14 protein-coding genes are annotated in these 14704 nt (G+C 65.6%); 11 read left to right on the plus strand and 3 right to left on the minus strand.

All coding sequences use genetic code 11. From position 1 onward, the window contains the following. Window positions 1–58 precede the first annotated feature (58 nt). Window positions 59–409 carry a hypothetical protein gene (locus AC3WOB_RS30080; RefSeq protein ID WP_013394385.1) on the minus strand — a complete coding sequence of 117 codons (351 nt, stop codon included), beginning with the start codon at window positions 407–409 and terminating at the stop codon, window positions 59–61. Between the two features lie 223 nt (window positions 410–632). Between AC3WOB_RS30080 and AC3WOB_RS30085 the strand changes: the two genes are divergently transcribed. The 9 genes from AC3WOB_RS30085 to AC3WOB_RS30125 all read left to right on the plus strand — a co-directional run bounded on the left by AC3WOB_RS30085 (window position 633) and on the right by AC3WOB_RS30125 (window position 11094). Further along, a complete protein-coding gene (locus tag AC3WOB_RS30085) occupies window positions 633–1610 on the plus strand; it encodes a LysR family transcriptional regulator (RefSeq protein WP_492277063.1) in 978 nt (325 codons plus the stop codon). Further along, window positions 1607–3070, plus strand: a complete 1464-nt coding sequence (locus tag AC3WOB_RS30090; RefSeq protein ID WP_492277064.1) for a SidA/IucD/PvdA family monooxygenase — start codon at window positions 1607–1609, stop codon at window positions 3068–3070. The genes AC3WOB_RS30085 and AC3WOB_RS30090 overlap by 4 nt, the downstream gene beginning before the upstream one ends. Then, a complete protein-coding gene (locus tag AC3WOB_RS30095; RefSeq protein ID WP_492277065.1) occupies window positions 3067–4041 on the plus strand; it encodes an ABC transporter permease in 975 nt (324 codons plus the stop codon). Before AC3WOB_RS30090 ends, AC3WOB_RS30095 begins: the two co-directional genes overlap by 4 nt. Continuing rightward, a complete protein-coding gene (locus tag AC3WOB_RS30100) occupies window positions 4038–4955 on the plus strand; it encodes an ABC transporter permease (protein ID WP_332015358.1) in 918 nt (305 codons plus the stop codon). The genes AC3WOB_RS30095 and AC3WOB_RS30100 overlap by 4 nt, the downstream gene beginning before the upstream one ends. Next, complete coding sequence (locus tag AC3WOB_RS30105; RefSeq protein ID WP_492277066.1) at window positions 4952–5959, plus strand: ABC transporter ATP-binding protein; 1008 nt, start codon at window positions 4952–4954, stop codon at window positions 5957–5959. The genes AC3WOB_RS30100 and AC3WOB_RS30105 overlap by 4 nt, the downstream gene beginning before the upstream one ends. Next, window positions 5956–6969 carry an ABC transporter ATP-binding protein gene (locus tag AC3WOB_RS30110; protein WP_059373250.1) on the plus strand — a complete coding sequence of 338 codons (1014 nt, stop codon included), beginning with the start codon at window positions 5956–5958 and terminating at the stop codon, window positions 6967–6969. The genes AC3WOB_RS30105 and AC3WOB_RS30110 overlap by 4 nt, the downstream gene beginning before the upstream one ends. Window positions 6970–7034: 65 nt before the next feature. Continuing rightward, a complete protein-coding gene (locus AC3WOB_RS30115; protein WP_492277067.1) occupies window positions 7035–8606 on the plus strand; it encodes an ABC transporter substrate-binding protein in 1572 nt (523 codons plus the stop codon). Between the two features lie 4 nt (window positions 8607–8610). Then, the gene (locus AC3WOB_RS30120; RefSeq protein ID WP_492277068.1) at window positions 8611–9906 is read left to right on the plus strand and encodes an acyl-CoA thioesterase/bile acid-CoA:amino acid N-acyltransferase family protein; all 1296 of its coding nucleotides are present in this window, start codon (window positions 8611–8613) and stop codon (window positions 9904–9906) included. Window positions 9907–9924: 18 nt separating this feature from the next. Beyond that, window positions 9925–11094, plus strand: coding sequence for a CMD domain protein (locus AC3WOB_RS30125; protein ID WP_492277069.1), 1170 nt, complete (start codon window positions 9925–9927; stop codon window positions 11092–11094). 87 nt (window positions 11095–11181) lie between these two features. Here the strand turns inward: AC3WOB_RS30125 and AC3WOB_RS30130 are convergent, their stop codons facing one another. Then, entirely contained in the window at window positions 11182–11811 is a 630-nt protein-coding gene (locus AC3WOB_RS30130) for a LysE family translocator (protein ID WP_492277070.1), read from the minus strand. 34 nt (window positions 11812–11845) lie between these two features. Next, the gene (locus tag AC3WOB_RS30135; RefSeq protein ID WP_492277074.1) at window positions 11846–12250 is read right to left on the minus strand and encodes a VOC family protein; all 405 of its coding nucleotides are present in this window, start codon (window positions 12248–12250) and stop codon (window positions 11846–11848) included. A 233-nt stretch (window positions 12251–12483) separates the two neighbouring features. On the opposite strand from AC3WOB_RS30135, the gene AC3WOB_RS30140 reads away from it, so the two are divergent. Together AC3WOB_RS30140 and AC3WOB_RS30145 are read left to right on the plus strand one after the other, a co-directional pair. Then, window positions 12484–13344 (plus strand): class I SAM-dependent methyltransferase, encoded by an 861-nt coding sequence (locus AC3WOB_RS30140; protein ID WP_492277071.1) that lies wholly within the window; start codon window positions 12484–12486, stop codon window positions 13342–13344. 105 nt (window positions 13345–13449) lie between these two features. Beyond that, window positions 13450–14025: a hypothetical protein gene (locus AC3WOB_RS30145; protein WP_492277072.1), complete on the plus strand. Its 576-nt coding sequence runs from the start codon at window positions 13450–13452 to the stop codon at window positions 14023–14025. Window positions 14026–14704: the final 679 nt, after the last annotated feature.

Raw genomic sequence — 14704 nt, forward strand, 5'->3', positions numbered from 1 at the left:
GGTACTGTTACGCGAAAGCCCGCCGTAGCGGGCTTTTTCATGGGCAACCGTCCACGGATCAGGGCAGCTTGGAAGCGACGAACGCGGCTTCGTTCTGATGGCCCGGATACTGGCTGGTCACGCGGCTTGTGAATTCCTGCTTCGTGATCCGATGGCGATAGGCGTCGTGCAGCCACACCAGGAACTGGTCCTGCTGCGCCTTCGTATCCAATGGGATACGGCGATAGTTCGGATTCGCCTCCACCTGGCCCAACAGTTGGTTCATCCAATCCGTGAACGGCTTGTCGACCTCGGCCGCAACCACGCGCGGATCCTCCGGCTGGCTGCTGGCGCACCCCTGCATCAGCGGCAGACTGAACGCCACGGCCACTGCCAGGACAAGACCCGCTTTCTTGAAACGCGTAGACATGCGTACTCCTCAATAAGTGTTCCCGTCGGCCCCCGACTTTAAGCCAAGTCGGCGGACGGTTTTGTGTCCGACGACGGTTTGGCCGCCGCAAGCCCTTGAAATAACTACAAGTTATGAAATTCCCTGAGGAAAACCCCATCAGGGAATTTACTTATGCTCTTTAATTATTTGCAAAGCGCATACTTGCCGAGCAAGAATTCGTCCTTGGTATAGATCAATACAGATGGAACTTCGTCAACTCGAGGCCTTCGCGGCCGTCATGTCCACGGGCAGCGTCACTGCTGCCGGCCGGCTGTTGGGACGCTCCCAGCCGGCGATCAGCCGGTTGTTGCAGGAACTGGAAGCCGAGATCGGCTATCCCTTGTTTGCGCGCAGCGGCCCGCGCGTGACGCCCACCGAACAGGGCTTCCTGCTGTATGACGACGTCGAGCGCGCGTTGGCGGGCATGCAGCAGATCCGCAGCCGCGCCGATGAAATCGCCCGCGGCCAGGCCCAGCCGCTGCTGATGGCCGCCACGTCCGCCCTGGCGGCGGGCCTGGTGCCCGACGCGCTCAAGCGCATCGAAGACCGCATCGGCGCCGCGCGCATCCAACTGCGTAGCGCCTCGCCCGAACGCGTGGTGCACGCCGTGCTGTCGGGCGCCGCGCAACTGGGCGCGACCAGCCTGCCGCTGGAACATCGCGGCTTGACGGTGCACTGGATCGGGCAAGCGCCCTGTGTGGTCGCGCTGCCGGAAAACGATCCGCTGGCGCAACAAGCCGTAGTGCCGGTCGCCTCGCTGGCCGGACGCCGCATGATCACGATGGCCAATCCCTACCGCCTGCGCCGCCGCCTGGACGCCGCGCTGGCGCAGAACGCCCAGGCGCTGGGCACCATGGAAACCAATTCGTCCGTCAACGCCCTGGCCGCCGTGCGCGCCGGACTGGGCGTGTCGGTGCTGGAGCCGATCACCGCCTACGGCGCCCCCATGCCGGGCGTGGCGATCCGTCCCATCGACCTGGACATCCCCTTTTTCTTCGGGGTCATCACCCCGCAGTCGCAAACGCCGACGCCAGCCTGCCAGGCCATGGTCGACGCGCTCGCCCAAGCCGCCGCGGCCCTGCTGCCCGGCTTCGCCCTGCACGACGCCGCCGAACATTCGGCGCTGCTGCAGTCGATCTATGGCGACGACGCCCCTCTTACGGAATCCCCTGCTATATGAATCAGCCCCTAGCCACCCCGCCGCAAGGCCTGGCCGCGCTGGAAGCGCGCTTGCGGCAAGACCTGTCCTGGCTGGAAATCCCCGCCAAGAACTGGGTCACGCCCCGCCTCGTCGATGGCCAGCCGGTGCTGGACGTGGCCGTGATCGGCGGCGGCATGGCCGGCCTGGCCGCGGCTGCCTCGCTCAAGCACCTGGGCATCAACGCCCCGATCTTCGACCAGGCGCCCGAAGGCTATGAAGGCCCCTGGGCCACCACCGCCCGCATGGAAACCTTGCGTTCGCCCAAGCAGCTGACGGGCCCCGCGCTGGGCCTGCCGGCGCTGACCTTCCGCGCCTGGTTCGAAGCGCAATTCGGCTCCGAAGAATGGGAAGCGCTGGACAAGATTCCGCGCCTGCAATGGATGGACTACCTGCGCTGGTACCGCCGCGCGCTGGACCTGGACGTGCGTAACGAGCACCGCATCCTGGCCGTGCTGCCGCGCGCCGACCAGCTGGTGCAGCTGGACATCGAATCTCCCGCCGGACGCAGCACGGTGCTGGCGCGCCGCGTGGTGCTGGCCACCGGCCGCGACGGTCTGGGCGGTGCCTATGTGCCTGATTTTGCGAAGAAGCTGCCGCGCAACCGCTGGGCGCACTCGTCCGACGTGATGGACTACGGGGCGCTTGCCGGCAAGCGCGTGGGCGTGGTGGGCGCGGGTGCGTCGGCCATGGACAGCGCGGGCACCGCGCTGGAAGCCGGCGCCGCCAGCGTGGACCTGCTGATCCGCCGCAACGACATTCCGCGCATCAACAAGGGCAAGGGCGCGGGCAATCCGGGCCTGACCCACGGCCACCTGACCCTGCCCGACGAATGGAAGTGGAAGATCCGCCACTACATCAACGCCGCCCAGGTGCCGCCGCCGCGCGGCAGCACGCTGCGCGTCTCGCGCCACCCCAACGCCCGCTTCAACCTGGGCTGCGGCGTGCAGGACCTGGCGCTGGTCGGCGACGAGATCCACGTCACCACGCCCAAGGGCGTGTTCGTGCTGGACTTCCTGATCTTCTCCACGGGTTTCCGCATCGACTGGACCGTGCGTCCGGAGTTCGCCGCGCTGGCGCCGCACGTGCGCGCCTGGGGCGACCGCTACGTGCCGCCGGCGGGCGAGGAAGACCAGGAGCTGCATGATTCGCCCGACCTGGGCGCCGTGTTTGAATTGCAGGAAAAGACCCCGGGCGCCTGTCCGGGGCTGGACCGTGTGCATTGCTTCTCCTACCCCGCGGCGCTGACGCAGGGCACGATCTCGGGCGACATCCCGGCCATCAGCGAAGGCGCCAAGCGCCTGGCGCAAGGCATCGCCGGCCTGTTCTACCGCGAGGACGTGGAGACGCACTACGCCAATATGGAAGCGTTCTGCGAGCCGGAAGTGTTCGGCGACGAATGGACGCCGGCCCCGGCTCCGCAAGCGGAGACCACGCAATGACGGGTTGGTTGCTGCGCCGCATCACGCAAGCCGCGGTGGTGGTCTTCCTGATGACGCTGATCGTCTTCGTCGGCCTGCACGCCATCGGCAATCCGGTGGACATCCTGATCGGTCAGGACGTCGACCAGGTGGACCGCGCCCGCATCATCGCCGAACTCGGCCTGGACAAGCCGCTGTGGGAACAGTACCTGGCGTTCCTGAACGGCGCCCTGCACGGCAATCTGGGCAATAGCTTCGTCTACAACATCCCCGCCGTGGAACTGGTGATCCAGCGCCTGCCGGCTACCTTCGAACTGGCCATCGCCGCGATGATGCTGGCCGTGGTGGTGGGCCTGCCGCTGGGCCTGTACGCCGGCCTGTATCCCGAAAGCCGCTTCGCCAAGCTGATCATGGCGGGCAGCATCGTCGGCTTTTCGCTGCCGACGTTCTGGATCGCGCTGATGCTGATCATGACCTTCAGCGTGTCGCTGGGCTGGCTGCCAGCCAGCGGCCGCGGCGAAACCGTGGAGTTCCTGGGCTTCCAATGGTCCTGGCTGACGGCCGACGGCTGGCGCCACCTGATCCTGCCGGCGTTCAACCTGTCGCTGTTCAAGATTTCGCTGGTGATCCGCCTGACCCGCGCCGGCGTGCGCGACGTGCTGCCGCTGGACTTCGTGAAGTTCGCGCGTGCCAAGGGCCTGTCGCCCATGCGCGTGGTCTGTGTGCACGTGTTGCGCAACACCATGATTCCGCTGGTGACGGTGCTGGGCCTGGAGCTGGGCTCCACCATCGCCTTCGCCGTGGTCACGGAAAGCATCTTCGCCTGGCCCGGCGCCGGCAAGCTGATCCTGGACAGTTTGAACGCGCTGGACCGCCCCGTCATCGTGGCCTATCTGATCGTGGTGGTGTGCCTGTTCGTGACCCTGAACCTGATCGTGGACATTCTTTATAAAGTGCTGGACCCGCGGGTGCGGCTGGAGGCCTCGGCATGAGCGCCGTATCTACCCCTACTCCCACTCCCGCGCTGCGCCGCGAATCGCCGTGGCGGCGCAACCTGGCCGAGTTCATGTCGTCGAAGACGGCGGTGCTGGGCCTGGCCGTCGCCACCTTGCTGATCCTGGCCGCCGTCCTGGCGCCCTGGATCGCGCCGCAGAATCCCTATGACCTGCTGCAGATCGACGTGCTGGACGCGCGCCTGCCGCCGGGCACCATGAACGGCCTGGACACCTTCCACTACTGGCTGGGCACCGACGGCCAGGGCCGCGATCTGCTCTCGGGCATTCTGTACGGCCTGCGCATCAGCCTGATCGTGGGCGTGGGCTCGGCGGTCATCGCCGGCATCGTCGGCACGCTGCTGGGCCTGCTTGCTGCCTACGCTGGCGGCAAGACCGACGCGATCATCATGCGCCTGGTCGACCTGATCCTGTCGTTCCCGTCCATCCTGGTGGCCATGATGATCCTGGCCTACCTGGGCAAGGGCGTGGGCAACGTGGTGCTGACGCTGGTGATCCTGGAATGGGCCTATTACGCCCGCACCGCGCGCGGCCAGGCCCTGGTCGAGCGCCGCCGCGAATACGTGGAAGCGGCCCGCTGCCTGGACATCCCCAACTGGCGCATCATGTTGAAGCACATCCTGCCCAACTGCCTGCCGCCGCTGATCGTCATCGGCACCCTGCAGATTGCGCGCGCCATCACGCTGGAAGCGACGCTCAGCTTCCTGGGCCTGGGCGTGCCCGTGACCGAACCGTCGCTGGGGCTGCTGATCTCCAACGGCTTCCAGACCATGCTGTCCGGCGAATACTGGATCAGCTTCTATCCCGGCATCGCGCTCTTGATCACCATCGTGGCGATCAACCTGGTGGGCGACCGCCTGCGCGACGTATTGAACCCGAGGACCCACAAATGAGCGCCGACCGCGAAAAAGCCGGCGCGCCGACGCTGGAGGTGCGCAACCTGCGCACCCACTTCCATACCCGCGCGGGCGTGCTGCCCGCCGTGGACGACGTTTCCTTCACGCTGGAACGCGGCAAGATCCTGGGCCTGGTCGGCGAGTCCGGCTCGGGCAAGTCCGTCACGGGCTTCTCCATCATGGGCCTGGTCGACGCCCCCGGCCGCATCGTCGGCGGCGAAGTGCTGTTCCAGGGCCGCGACCTGACCAAGCTGGCCCCGCGCGAGTTGCGCAAGCTGCAGGGCAACCGCATCGCCATGATCTTCCAGGATCCGATGATGACGCTGAACCCCGTGCTGCGGGTGGACGCGCAAATGATCGAGACCGTGCGCGCCCACAACAAGATGAGCGCGGCCCAGGCCCGCGCCCTGTCGCGCGACACCCTGGGCATGATGGGCATTCCCAGCCCCGAAGAGCGGCTGCTGGCCTATCCGCATCAGCTGTCCGGCGGCATGCGCCAGCGCGTGGCGATTGCGATTGCCATGTTGCACCGGCCCGACCTGATCATCGCCGACGAGCCCACCACCGCGCTGGACGTCACCATCCAGGCGCAGATCCTGTCCGAAGTGCAGAAGCTCGCGCAACAGCACGGCACCAGCCTGATCTGGATCACCCATGACCTGTCGGTGGTGGCCGGCCTGGCCGACGACGTGGCGGTGATGTACGCCGGCCGCATCGTCGAACACGGCACCGTCGACGACGTGCTGGACCGCCCGCAGCACCCCTACACCGTGGGCCTGATCGACAGCCTGCCCAGCAACAACCGGCGCGGCCAGCGCCTGCGCCAGATTCCCGGCATGACGCCCAACCTGCTCACCCTGCCCGCGGGCTGTGCCTTCGCGGCGCGCTGCTCGCGCGCCACCGCCGCCTGCGGCCAGCAGCCCGGCATCACCCAGGCCCTGCCCGAACACAAAGTGCGTTGCTTCCATCCCACGATCCAGACCAGCGAGGTAATGGCATGAGCACGACCGCCCCTACCCCGCTGATTGATCTCAGCCAAGTCAGCAAGCGTTTCGGCGAACGCCCCACCGGCCCCGCGACACGCGCCATGCAGCGCCTGGGCCTGTCCAAGCCGCCCGCCGTGACCCGCGCCGTCGACAACGTGGACCTGATCGTCAACCCCGGCGAAGTGGTCGGCCTGGTCGGCGAGTCCGGCTGCGGCAAGTCCACGCTGGGCCGCATCGCAGCCGGCCTGCTCACGCCCTCCGGTGGCGAGATCCGCATCAACGGCGTGCGCCCGGCCGACATGAACTCGGCCCAGGCGCATGCTGCGCGCCTGCAAGTGCAGATGATCTTCCAGGACCCCTACGCCAGCCTCAACCCGCGCCTGCGCGTGGACGAGATCGTGGGCGAAGCGGCCCGCATCCACGGCCTGGTCGGCAACGGCGACTTCGACGACTACGTCAGCGCCCAGCTGGAACGCGCCGGCCTGGACCCGGCCCTGCGCCAGCGCTATCCGCACCAGTTCAGCGGCGGCCAGCGCCAGCGCATCGGCATCGCCCGCGCGCTGGCCGTGCAGCCCACCATGCTGGTGTGCGACGAGGCCGTGGCCGCGCTGGACGTGTCGATCCAGGCGCAGATCCTGAACCTTTTCATGGACCTGCGCGAAGACCTGGGCTTGACCTATCTCTTCATCAGCCATGACCTGGGCGTGGTCGAGCACCTGTCCGACCGCGTCGTGATCATGTACCTGGGCCGCGTGGTGGAAACGGCGACCGTGGAAGAAGTCTTCCGCCACCCCAACCACCCGTACACGCAAGCCCTGCTGGCCGAGATCCCCAGCCTGAAGTCGCGCCACAAGACCTTCACCGCGATCAAGGGCGAGATCCCCAGCCCGCTGAATCCGCCGGGAGGCTGCCATTTCCATCCGCGCTGCCCGCATGCGATGCCGCGCTGCAAGACCGAGGTTCCCACCTTGAAGGGAATCGCCATCAACCACCTGAGCGCCTGTCACCTGAACGACATGGCGTGAACCCAGCCGCCGCGCCGCGGCTTCCGGATTAACCGCTAGTTCCCCCTATACCAAGGACTCCGAACATGAAACGCCTGATTCTCACCACCCTGACCGCCGCCATTCTTGGCGCTTCCGCCGCCGCCAGCGCCGACGACCTGTCCATCGGCTTCGCCGACCCGCTGTCGTCGCTGGACCCGCAGTTGAACAACCACGCCGGCGACCGCTCGGTGGCCCTGCACTTCTGGGACCTGCTGATCGAGAACAAGTGGAACAAGCTGCAACCCGGCCTGGCCGTCAGCTGGAAGCCGCTGGACGACAAGACCTGGGAATTCAAGCTGCGCGAAGGCGTCAAGTGGCAGGACGGCACGCCCTTCACCGCCGACGACCTGATCTATTCCTACACCCGCGCGCGCGCCGTGCCGGGCAGCGTGGCCACCTATGCCGGCTACCTGCGCACCATCGACACCATGACCGCCAAGGATCCGCTGACGCTCATCGTCAAGACCAAGGCCCCCAACCCCGACCTGCCGCTGAACCTGGCCTCGGTGCACGTGGTCAGCAAGCACGTCGGTGAAAAGTCCACCACCGAGGACTACAACTCGGGCAAGGCCATGGTCGGCACCGGCCCCTACAAGTTCGTGTCCTACACCCCCGGCGACCGCGTCATCATGGAACGCAACGACGGCTACTGGGGCGACAAGCAGATCTGGGACAAGGTCAACTACCGCTACATCAACAACGCCGCCGCCCGCACCGCCGCGCTCTTGGCAGGCGACGTGGACGTGATCGACAAGGTCTCGGTGTCGGACCTGGCCAAGCTGCAAAAGGCCGCCAACGTGTCGGTCTACCCCTACGACGGCCTGCGCGTCATGCTGCTGCAGCCCAGCTTCAACCCCGCGCCCAACCAGTACATCACCGACAACAACGGCAAGCCGCTGGACAAGAACCCGCTCTTGGACGTGCGCGTACGCCAGGCCCTGAACCTGGCCATCAACCGCAAGGCCATCGCCGACCGCATCCTGCAAGGCGCCGCCACCGAAGCCAACCAGTGGATGCCCAAGGGCACCATCGGCTACAACCCCGACGTCAAGGACATCCCCAACGACGTCGCCCAGGCCAAGAAGCTGCTGGCCGAAGCCGGCTACCCGGACGGCTTCAAGCTGACCATGCACGTGCCCAACGACCGCTACCCGCAAGGCCCGGAAACGGCCCAGGCCGTGGCGCAGTTCTGGACCCGCGCCGGCGTCAAGACCCAGGTGGAAGTGGTGCCATGGGCCGTGTACTCGGGCCGCGCCAACAAGAACGAATTCGCGGTCAGCATGCTGGCCTGGGGCAACGGCACCGGCGAAGGCAGCTACGCGCTGGTCAACATCCTGGCCACCGCCGACGCCAAGAAGGGCCTGGGCGCGTCCAACTGGGGCCGCTACAGCAACCCCAAGGTCGACGCCGCGCTGGAGCAATCCACCTCGGAATTCGACGTGGCCAAGCGTGAAGCTGTCCTGCGCGACTCCGTCAAGATCGTGTACGACGACGTCGGCATCATCCCGCTGTTCCACTACAAGAACATCTGGGCCACCAAGAAGGGCCTGAAGGTCACCCCCATGACCAGCGACCGCACGGCCGCCATGATGGTCACCAAGGACGCAGGCAAGTAAAGCCATGACGCCCACCCTTACCATCACCCCGGCCGTCGACCTGATCGACGTGCCGCGCCAGATCCGGGTCGAACACGTCGCACCCGGGCAGACGGTGGAAATCACCGCCCTGACCCGCCGCAACGGCGTGCTCTGGCAAAGCCAGGCCGCCTTCGTGGCGGGCGCGGACGGCACGGTCGACCTGGGCCGCGACGCGCCCGTGTCCGGCGACTACGCAGGCGTGGCGCCCATGGGCCTGGTCTGGTCGCAGTCCCCGGTGGACTCGCCCAGCCGCGAACACTTCAACCACCCGGTGACCGATGCCCTGGTCACCGACGTGGTGGCGCGCGCCGCCGGCGCCCAGGCCCAGGCCAGCTTCACCCAACGCCTGGCGGCTGAAGGCGTCACCCGCCAGGACGTGCGCGAGGAAGGCCTGGTCGGCACGCTGTACCTGCCGCCCGGCCCCGGCCCGTTCCCTGCGGTCATGATCCTGAACGGCTCCGGCGGCGGCATCAACGAACCGCGCGCCGCGCTGTATGCGTCCCGCGGCTACGCCGCCTTCGCGCTGGCCTACTTCAAGGCGCCCGGCCTGTCTGACTACATCTCCAACACCCCGCTGGAATACTTCCAGACCGGCCTGCGCTGGCTGCGCAAGAAGGTCCAGCCTAAGCACGACTTCGTCGCCATCAGCGGCCAGTCGCGCGGCGGCGAACTGGTGCTGCTCTTGGGCGCCACCTTCCCCGAGGAAGTCTCGGCCGTGGTCGCCTACGTGCCCGGCGCCGTGGTCCACAGCGGCCAGAACGCCTGCGATCCCAAGATCGGCCGCGAAGGCCCCACGTGGCTGCTGGGCGGCAAGCCCATCCCCCACGTCTGGGAAAACAACCGCACCGCCACCTGGGCGCCCTTCGACGAAGGCCCCGCGCCGCACCGCCATGAACGCGCCATCCTCACCGCGCTGCAGGACCCCGATGCCGTGGCCCGCGCCCGCATCAAGGTCGAAGACATCCAGGGCCCCGTCATGCTGCTGTCCGGCACCGACGACGGCTCCTGGCCGTCCAGCATCTATTCCAAGATGGTGCAGGACAAGCTGGCCCAGGTGAACCACCCCTACCCGGTCGAATGGCTGGACTACGAGAACGGCGGGCACTCCATCCTGTTCCCCTACGTGCCCACCACCCAGCTCGTCTACGCCCACCCCGTGTCCGGCAAGATCAGCACCAGCGGCGGCAACCCCAAGGACAACGCCCGCGCCGACCAGGAATCCTGGGAAGGCGTGAAGCAGTTCCTGGACGCCGCGGTCCAAGCGCGCGCCGCCAAATAAAGCATCAAGGAGATCCGCATGGCTGAACCCATCGTCTACAACGTCACGGACGACCTCGTCGACCGCCTGATCGGCCTGGCCCCGGGCGCCAAGACCTACGAAGTGCGCCACTTCCGCGAGAAGGTCGCCGCCGCCACCCAAGGCAGCTACGACGCCCTGTTCGACCCCGCGCTGCCTGGCCTGTCCCTGGCCGAGCGCCTGCTGGTCGCGCTGTACGCCACCCGCATCACCCCGTCGCCGCTGCTGGCCGCGCACTACCGCGCCCGCCTGAACGACGCCGGCGCCACGCCGGCCGACATCGCCACCGCCGAATCCGGCAAGCCGTCCGACGCCGCCACCCCGCGCCTGGCCGCCATCCTGGAATTCACGCGCAAGCTGATCGAGAAGCCCGTCGAGGGCGACGAAGCGGCGCTCAAGACCCTGCCGGCCGCCGGCGTCTCCACGCCCGCCGTGGTCACGCTGTCCCAGCTCATCGCCTTCCTGTCCTACCAGGTCCGCCTCGTTGCCGGCCTGGAAGCCATGAAGGCCCTGGAAGGCCAGCCCGAGCGCGCCGCCGGCACCCCGCCCGCGCCCTTCCCCGCCAACACCGCCGCCACCGCGCCCGGCGCAGTGATCAAGGCCCACGGCTTCACCAACGAGTCGCTGGAGTGGAAGGCCTGGCTGGACGTCGTCAACGTCGAAACCGCCACGCCCGAACAGGTCGCCGTCCTGGAAGAAAGCCACCCCAAGGCCAAGGTCTCGGACTACTACCTGTTCCTCGTGCATCAGCCCGAAATCCTGCGCCAGCGCTCCACGGCGTTCAACGCCATCATGTATGCGCCGGGTGGACTGTCGCGTGCGGAGCGCGAACTGGGTTCGACCTACGTATCGCGCATCAACGGCTGCGTGTACTGCGCGTCCGTGCATGCCCAGCGTTTCGAACAGCTGGCCAAGCGCAATGAGGTCATTGCGCAGGTGTTCGAGGATCCCGCCACGGCCGGCACCACGGCGCGGGAACTGGCCATCGGCAAGTTCTCGATCCAGATCACTGAAGCGCCTGCCTCGGTTAATGCGGACAGCATCCAGGCTTTGAAGGATGCGGGCTTGAATGAAGGCGAGATCCTGGATCTGCTGCATTCGGATGCGATCTTCGCCTGGGCAAATCGCCTGATGCTGAACCTGGGCGAGCCGGTTTTCCCGAACGCCTGACCCTGCAGCGTCCGGCCGCTTGCGTGCTGGACGCTTTGCTTGCAGCTTGTCATCGCCGACACTGGCCGGCGATGACAAGCCGCCCTGTCAACGTTGCCAGGTCAGCAGCTTGACGCCCGCAACTCCAAACACCACGGCCACCGTGCCTTCGATCCAGCGCCGCAACCTGGCGTACAGCGCAATCATCGGCGCGGTCGAGAACGCGATGGCATACCCACCAAACACCATCACGCCGAGCAACGCGCAACCGCCGATGATCGCGGGCAAGGTGCCGTCCGACGCGCTCTCCCCCAGCCCCAACGACATGATCGCCATCCAGGCCAGCACCGCCTTGGGGTTGCCGATATGCATCAGCACGCCCTGGCGGTACAGCACCCGATAGCGCGGCGTCACACGGCCCGTTTCCACGTTCACAAAGGCCGCGCCCGGCCTCAGCGCCGACCTGCCGGTGCGGAACGCCAGATAGAGCAGATAGACTCCCCCCACCACCTTGATGACGAACAACGCCTGGGCGGACGCCGCCAGCACGGCGGAAATGCCCGTCGCCGCCAGCGTCGCCCAGAACAGCGAGCCCGTAATCACGCCCGCCGCCAGCGCAAGCGCTGGCACACGACCATCACGCATCGCCGTGGCCATGATCGCCATATTGCTGGGTCCGGGACTGGCCGTGGCAATCAGATAGGTACCATACACAAGAGCAAGCTGACTCACGAGCATTTGCGTTTCTCCAGGGATGTCGGTCCTCTCCGCCTTACAGCGGGAGGTCTCCGCGATGAACGATATGGACCTTGTTGCCGTCAGGATCACGCAGATACGCGCCGAAGTAACCATCGCCGTATTGAGGACGTACCCCCGGCGCCCCTTCGTCCGTCCCGCCCTGCGCAAGCCCGCCCGCATGGGCCAGGCTCACCGCTTCCTGCGTAGGAGCCAGAAAGGCCACCATGCTGCCATTGCCCACCGTCGCCGGCTCGCCATCGTAGGGCATGTAGACATAGAAGCGCGGCAGCAGCGCTTGACCGGTCACCCAGCAAAGCGCCAAGGGCCCGCCATCCGGCGTGACAACGCGACGCTTCAATCCAAGCGGAAGCAGCACCGCGTCATAAAAACGGCCCGCGCGTTCAAGATCACGCGTCCCGACAGTGATATGGCTGAACATTTGACGACTCTCCACGCGCCCGCCCTGATGGTCAGGCGCTTTCAGAAATGCATGACATGCTCCAATCGCATCGCGCATGTTACTCGCCCGCCAGATAATCTGGATCGCCAGATACCGAACAGTCCGCGGCCGGTTTTCCCGGTTCGCCAGCGTCGGCGGCGTTTTCGTTAAACTGACGCTTTCCGCCTTCTTCTTATGCGCCCCGCCCATCGCGGGGCGCATTGCCTTACCCCATGTCCGACAAAACCCACGACATCCGCCCCGGCCAGTCGATCGAACTGCTCAAGGCCCTGCACATCCTGACCCGCGACGGCAAGATGAACCAGGACAGCCGCCGCAAGCTCAAACAGGTCTACCACCTGTTCCAGTTCATCGAACCGCTGCTCAAAGACGTCCAACAACAACGCGGCGCCGTCACCCTCGCCGACCATGGCGCGGGCAAGTCGTACCTGGGCTTCATCCTCTACGACCTGTTCTTCAAGGAACAGCCCGAGGCGCTGAAGAACGGCTCCCACATCTACGGCATCGAAACCCGCGAAGAACTGGTGAAGTCATCGGAAGAACTGGCCAAGCGGCTGGGGTTTGGCGGCATGTCGTTCCTGAACCTGTCCGTGGCCGATTCAATCACGTCGGACAAACTGCCGGCCACGATCGACGTCGTCACCGCCCTGCACGCCTGCAACACCGCCACCGATGACGCGATTCATTTCGCGTTGGAGAAGAAGGCCAAGTACATCGTCGTCGTGCCCTGCTGCCAGGCGGAAGTGGCTTCGGTGCTGCGCAAGAACAAGGCGAAGGCGCTGGCTGATCCGCTGGCTGAGATCTGGCGGCATCCGCTGCATACGCGGGAGTTTGGGAGCCAGATCACGAATGTGCTGCGGTGCTTGCAGCTGGAGGCGCATGGGTATCAGGTCAGCGTGACTGAGCTGGTGGGGTGGGAGCATTCGATGAAGAATGAACTCATCATTGCGCAGTACAAGGATTTGCCGCGCAGGAAGGCGACTGAGCGGCTGACGGAGATGCTGGATAGGATCGGGCTGCAGGAACTGAAGGATCGGTTCTTTGTGCCGCAACCTGCAGAGGCGGCGGCGTAAGCGCCTGGTGTGCTTCATGCCGCAACGTCAGCATCCGGGCGTGCCGTGGTCTTCCGCCGATGCACCGTATGACACGGTGAACGCCATTCAAGCAGCCTTCCCCACATGCCCTCTCGCCCGCGCAAGGCCGCCCCAGAGCAGACGGCGCTACTAACAGCGGCCTTCCCCGCGCGGCTGCGAGCCGAAGCAGCACATATCGCCGAGGAAATCCGCCCCTCGGTCATGAGCGGCCGCGGATTGTCCGTCATCGTGCAGGGAGAGTCATTGACGCTGCCCTATCGCGTTCAGCATGGGGGCAGCGATTCCTTGTCTTCCAAGCTGGACGAACCCCAGGCACTGATCTACGCGTGCATCCAGTCACGCCATCATGACGGCCACGTGCGCCAGCGCCAAATTGAGCGGCTGGCTGGGGCTTCCGAGCCTTGGGTTGTGCCGTTCGTGGTGCAGCTCTGCAGCGAATACGTCGTGGAAATCCTGCAGGACATCGAGGCGCGCTTGCCCTTGCTGGACAAGCGCGTCTATGGAACGGTTCTTCGAGGCAATCCGGCCTTTCTGGATCTGGCGCAGCAACGCATGACCAGCTACTGGGATTGCTACTACCGGCGGCGTTGGCTCAGGAGCGAAACCTATGTAGGGTTTCGCTTGTTCAAGCAGTTTCGCGACTGGCAGGTCTCTGGCTAGGACCTCACGAGCTTGAAAAGCTCGATCCGCGGGTCAATTGCCAGAGCTGCGGCGCAACCGATCGGACGAGTTCTTGTTCAAGCGCTTTGCTTCGTCTTCCGCGTAGTCTTCCTCGCCCTCTTCGTACTTGCCTTCATACATGCAACTGCTGCGATTCCATCCGCACTCGCCGCCTAATGAGCAACCGGAGCTCAAGGCGGCAAGGAACAAGAGGATGCTGCAACGGCTTAATCTTTGAATCGACATATCGCTCCCTGATGATCGATGTAAGTGTAAGGGATGGAGATGACGACTTAGCCGGCGTGGCCTGAGTCTGAACTGGAAAGGGCCGCACGCATGGCGCGGATTTAGGCTCAAGTGTGCTCAATTTGGCACGGGTCACGCTTGATTGCGATGCCCGTCGAACTCGATACTGGCATCGCAATCCCACAAAGATCGCCCAGATTGACAGCTGGAAAAGACGGACGACATGGTCGCTGCAATGGCGACTACCTTCTCTTTATTGCGTCAATACTGGAGCGGCTGATGGACGATCACTCTTTGACTCATGACCGATGGGCAACGCCGGATGACCCGGAGTTCTGCACTGTGCGGTTTGCGGACTTGTATTGACCCAGTGAAAACCTGCTCACGTCATAATCGAGGAAGTTGACGATGAGTATGAAGATGGAAGACGACA

This window comes from Achromobacter sp. FW305-C-30-7, from assembly GCF_058783105.1.

Coding starts and splice junctions, on each gene's coding strand:
- AC3WOB_RS30100 (WP_332015358.1), top strand. CDS start 4,038: ATGAGCGCCGTATCTACCCCTACTCCCACTCCCGCGCTGCGCCGCGAA.
- AC3WOB_RS30125 (WP_492277069.1), top strand. CDS start 9,925: ATGGCTGAACCCATCGTCTACAACGTCACGGACGACCTCGTCGACCGC.
- AC3WOB_RS30120 (WP_492277068.1), top strand. CDS start 8,611: ATGACGCCCACCCTTACCATCACCCCGGCCGTCGACCTGATCGACGTG.
- AC3WOB_RS30095 (WP_492277065.1), top strand. CDS start 3,067: ATGACGGGTTGGTTGCTGCGCCGCATCACGCAAGCCGCGGTGGTGGTC.
- AC3WOB_RS30085 (WP_492277063.1), top strand. CDS start 633: ATGGAACTTCGTCAACTCGAGGCCTTCGCGGCCGTCATGTCCACGGGC.
- AC3WOB_RS30135 (WP_492277074.1), bottom strand. CDS start 12,250: ATGTTCAGCCATATCACTGTCGGGACGCGTGATCTTGAACGCGCGGGC.
- AC3WOB_RS30105 (WP_492277066.1), top strand. CDS start 4,952: ATGAGCGCCGACCGCGAAAAAGCCGGCGCGCCGACGCTGGAGGTGCGC.
- AC3WOB_RS30090 (WP_492277064.1), top strand. CDS start 1,607: ATGAATCAGCCCCTAGCCACCCCGCCGCAAGGCCTGGCCGCGCTGGAA.
- AC3WOB_RS30110 (WP_059373250.1), top strand. CDS start 5,956: ATGAGCACGACCGCCCCTACCCCGCTGATTGATCTCAGCCAAGTCAGC.
- AC3WOB_RS30115 (WP_492277067.1), top strand. CDS start 7,035: ATGAAACGCCTGATTCTCACCACCCTGACCGCCGCCATTCTTGGCGCT.
- AC3WOB_RS30145 (WP_492277072.1), top strand. CDS start 13,450: ATGCCCTCTCGCCCGCGCAAGGCCGCCCCAGAGCAGACGGCGCTACTA.
- AC3WOB_RS30080 (WP_013394385.1), bottom strand. CDS start 409: ATGTCTACGCGTTTCAAGAAAGCGGGTCTTGTCCTGGCAGTGGCCGTG.
- AC3WOB_RS30140 (WP_492277071.1), top strand. CDS start 12,484: ATGTCCGACAAAACCCACGACATCCGCCCCGGCCAGTCGATCGAACTG.
- AC3WOB_RS30130 (WP_492277070.1), bottom strand. CDS start 11,811: ATGCTCGTGAGTCAGCTTGCTCTTGTGTATGGTACCTATCTGATTGCC.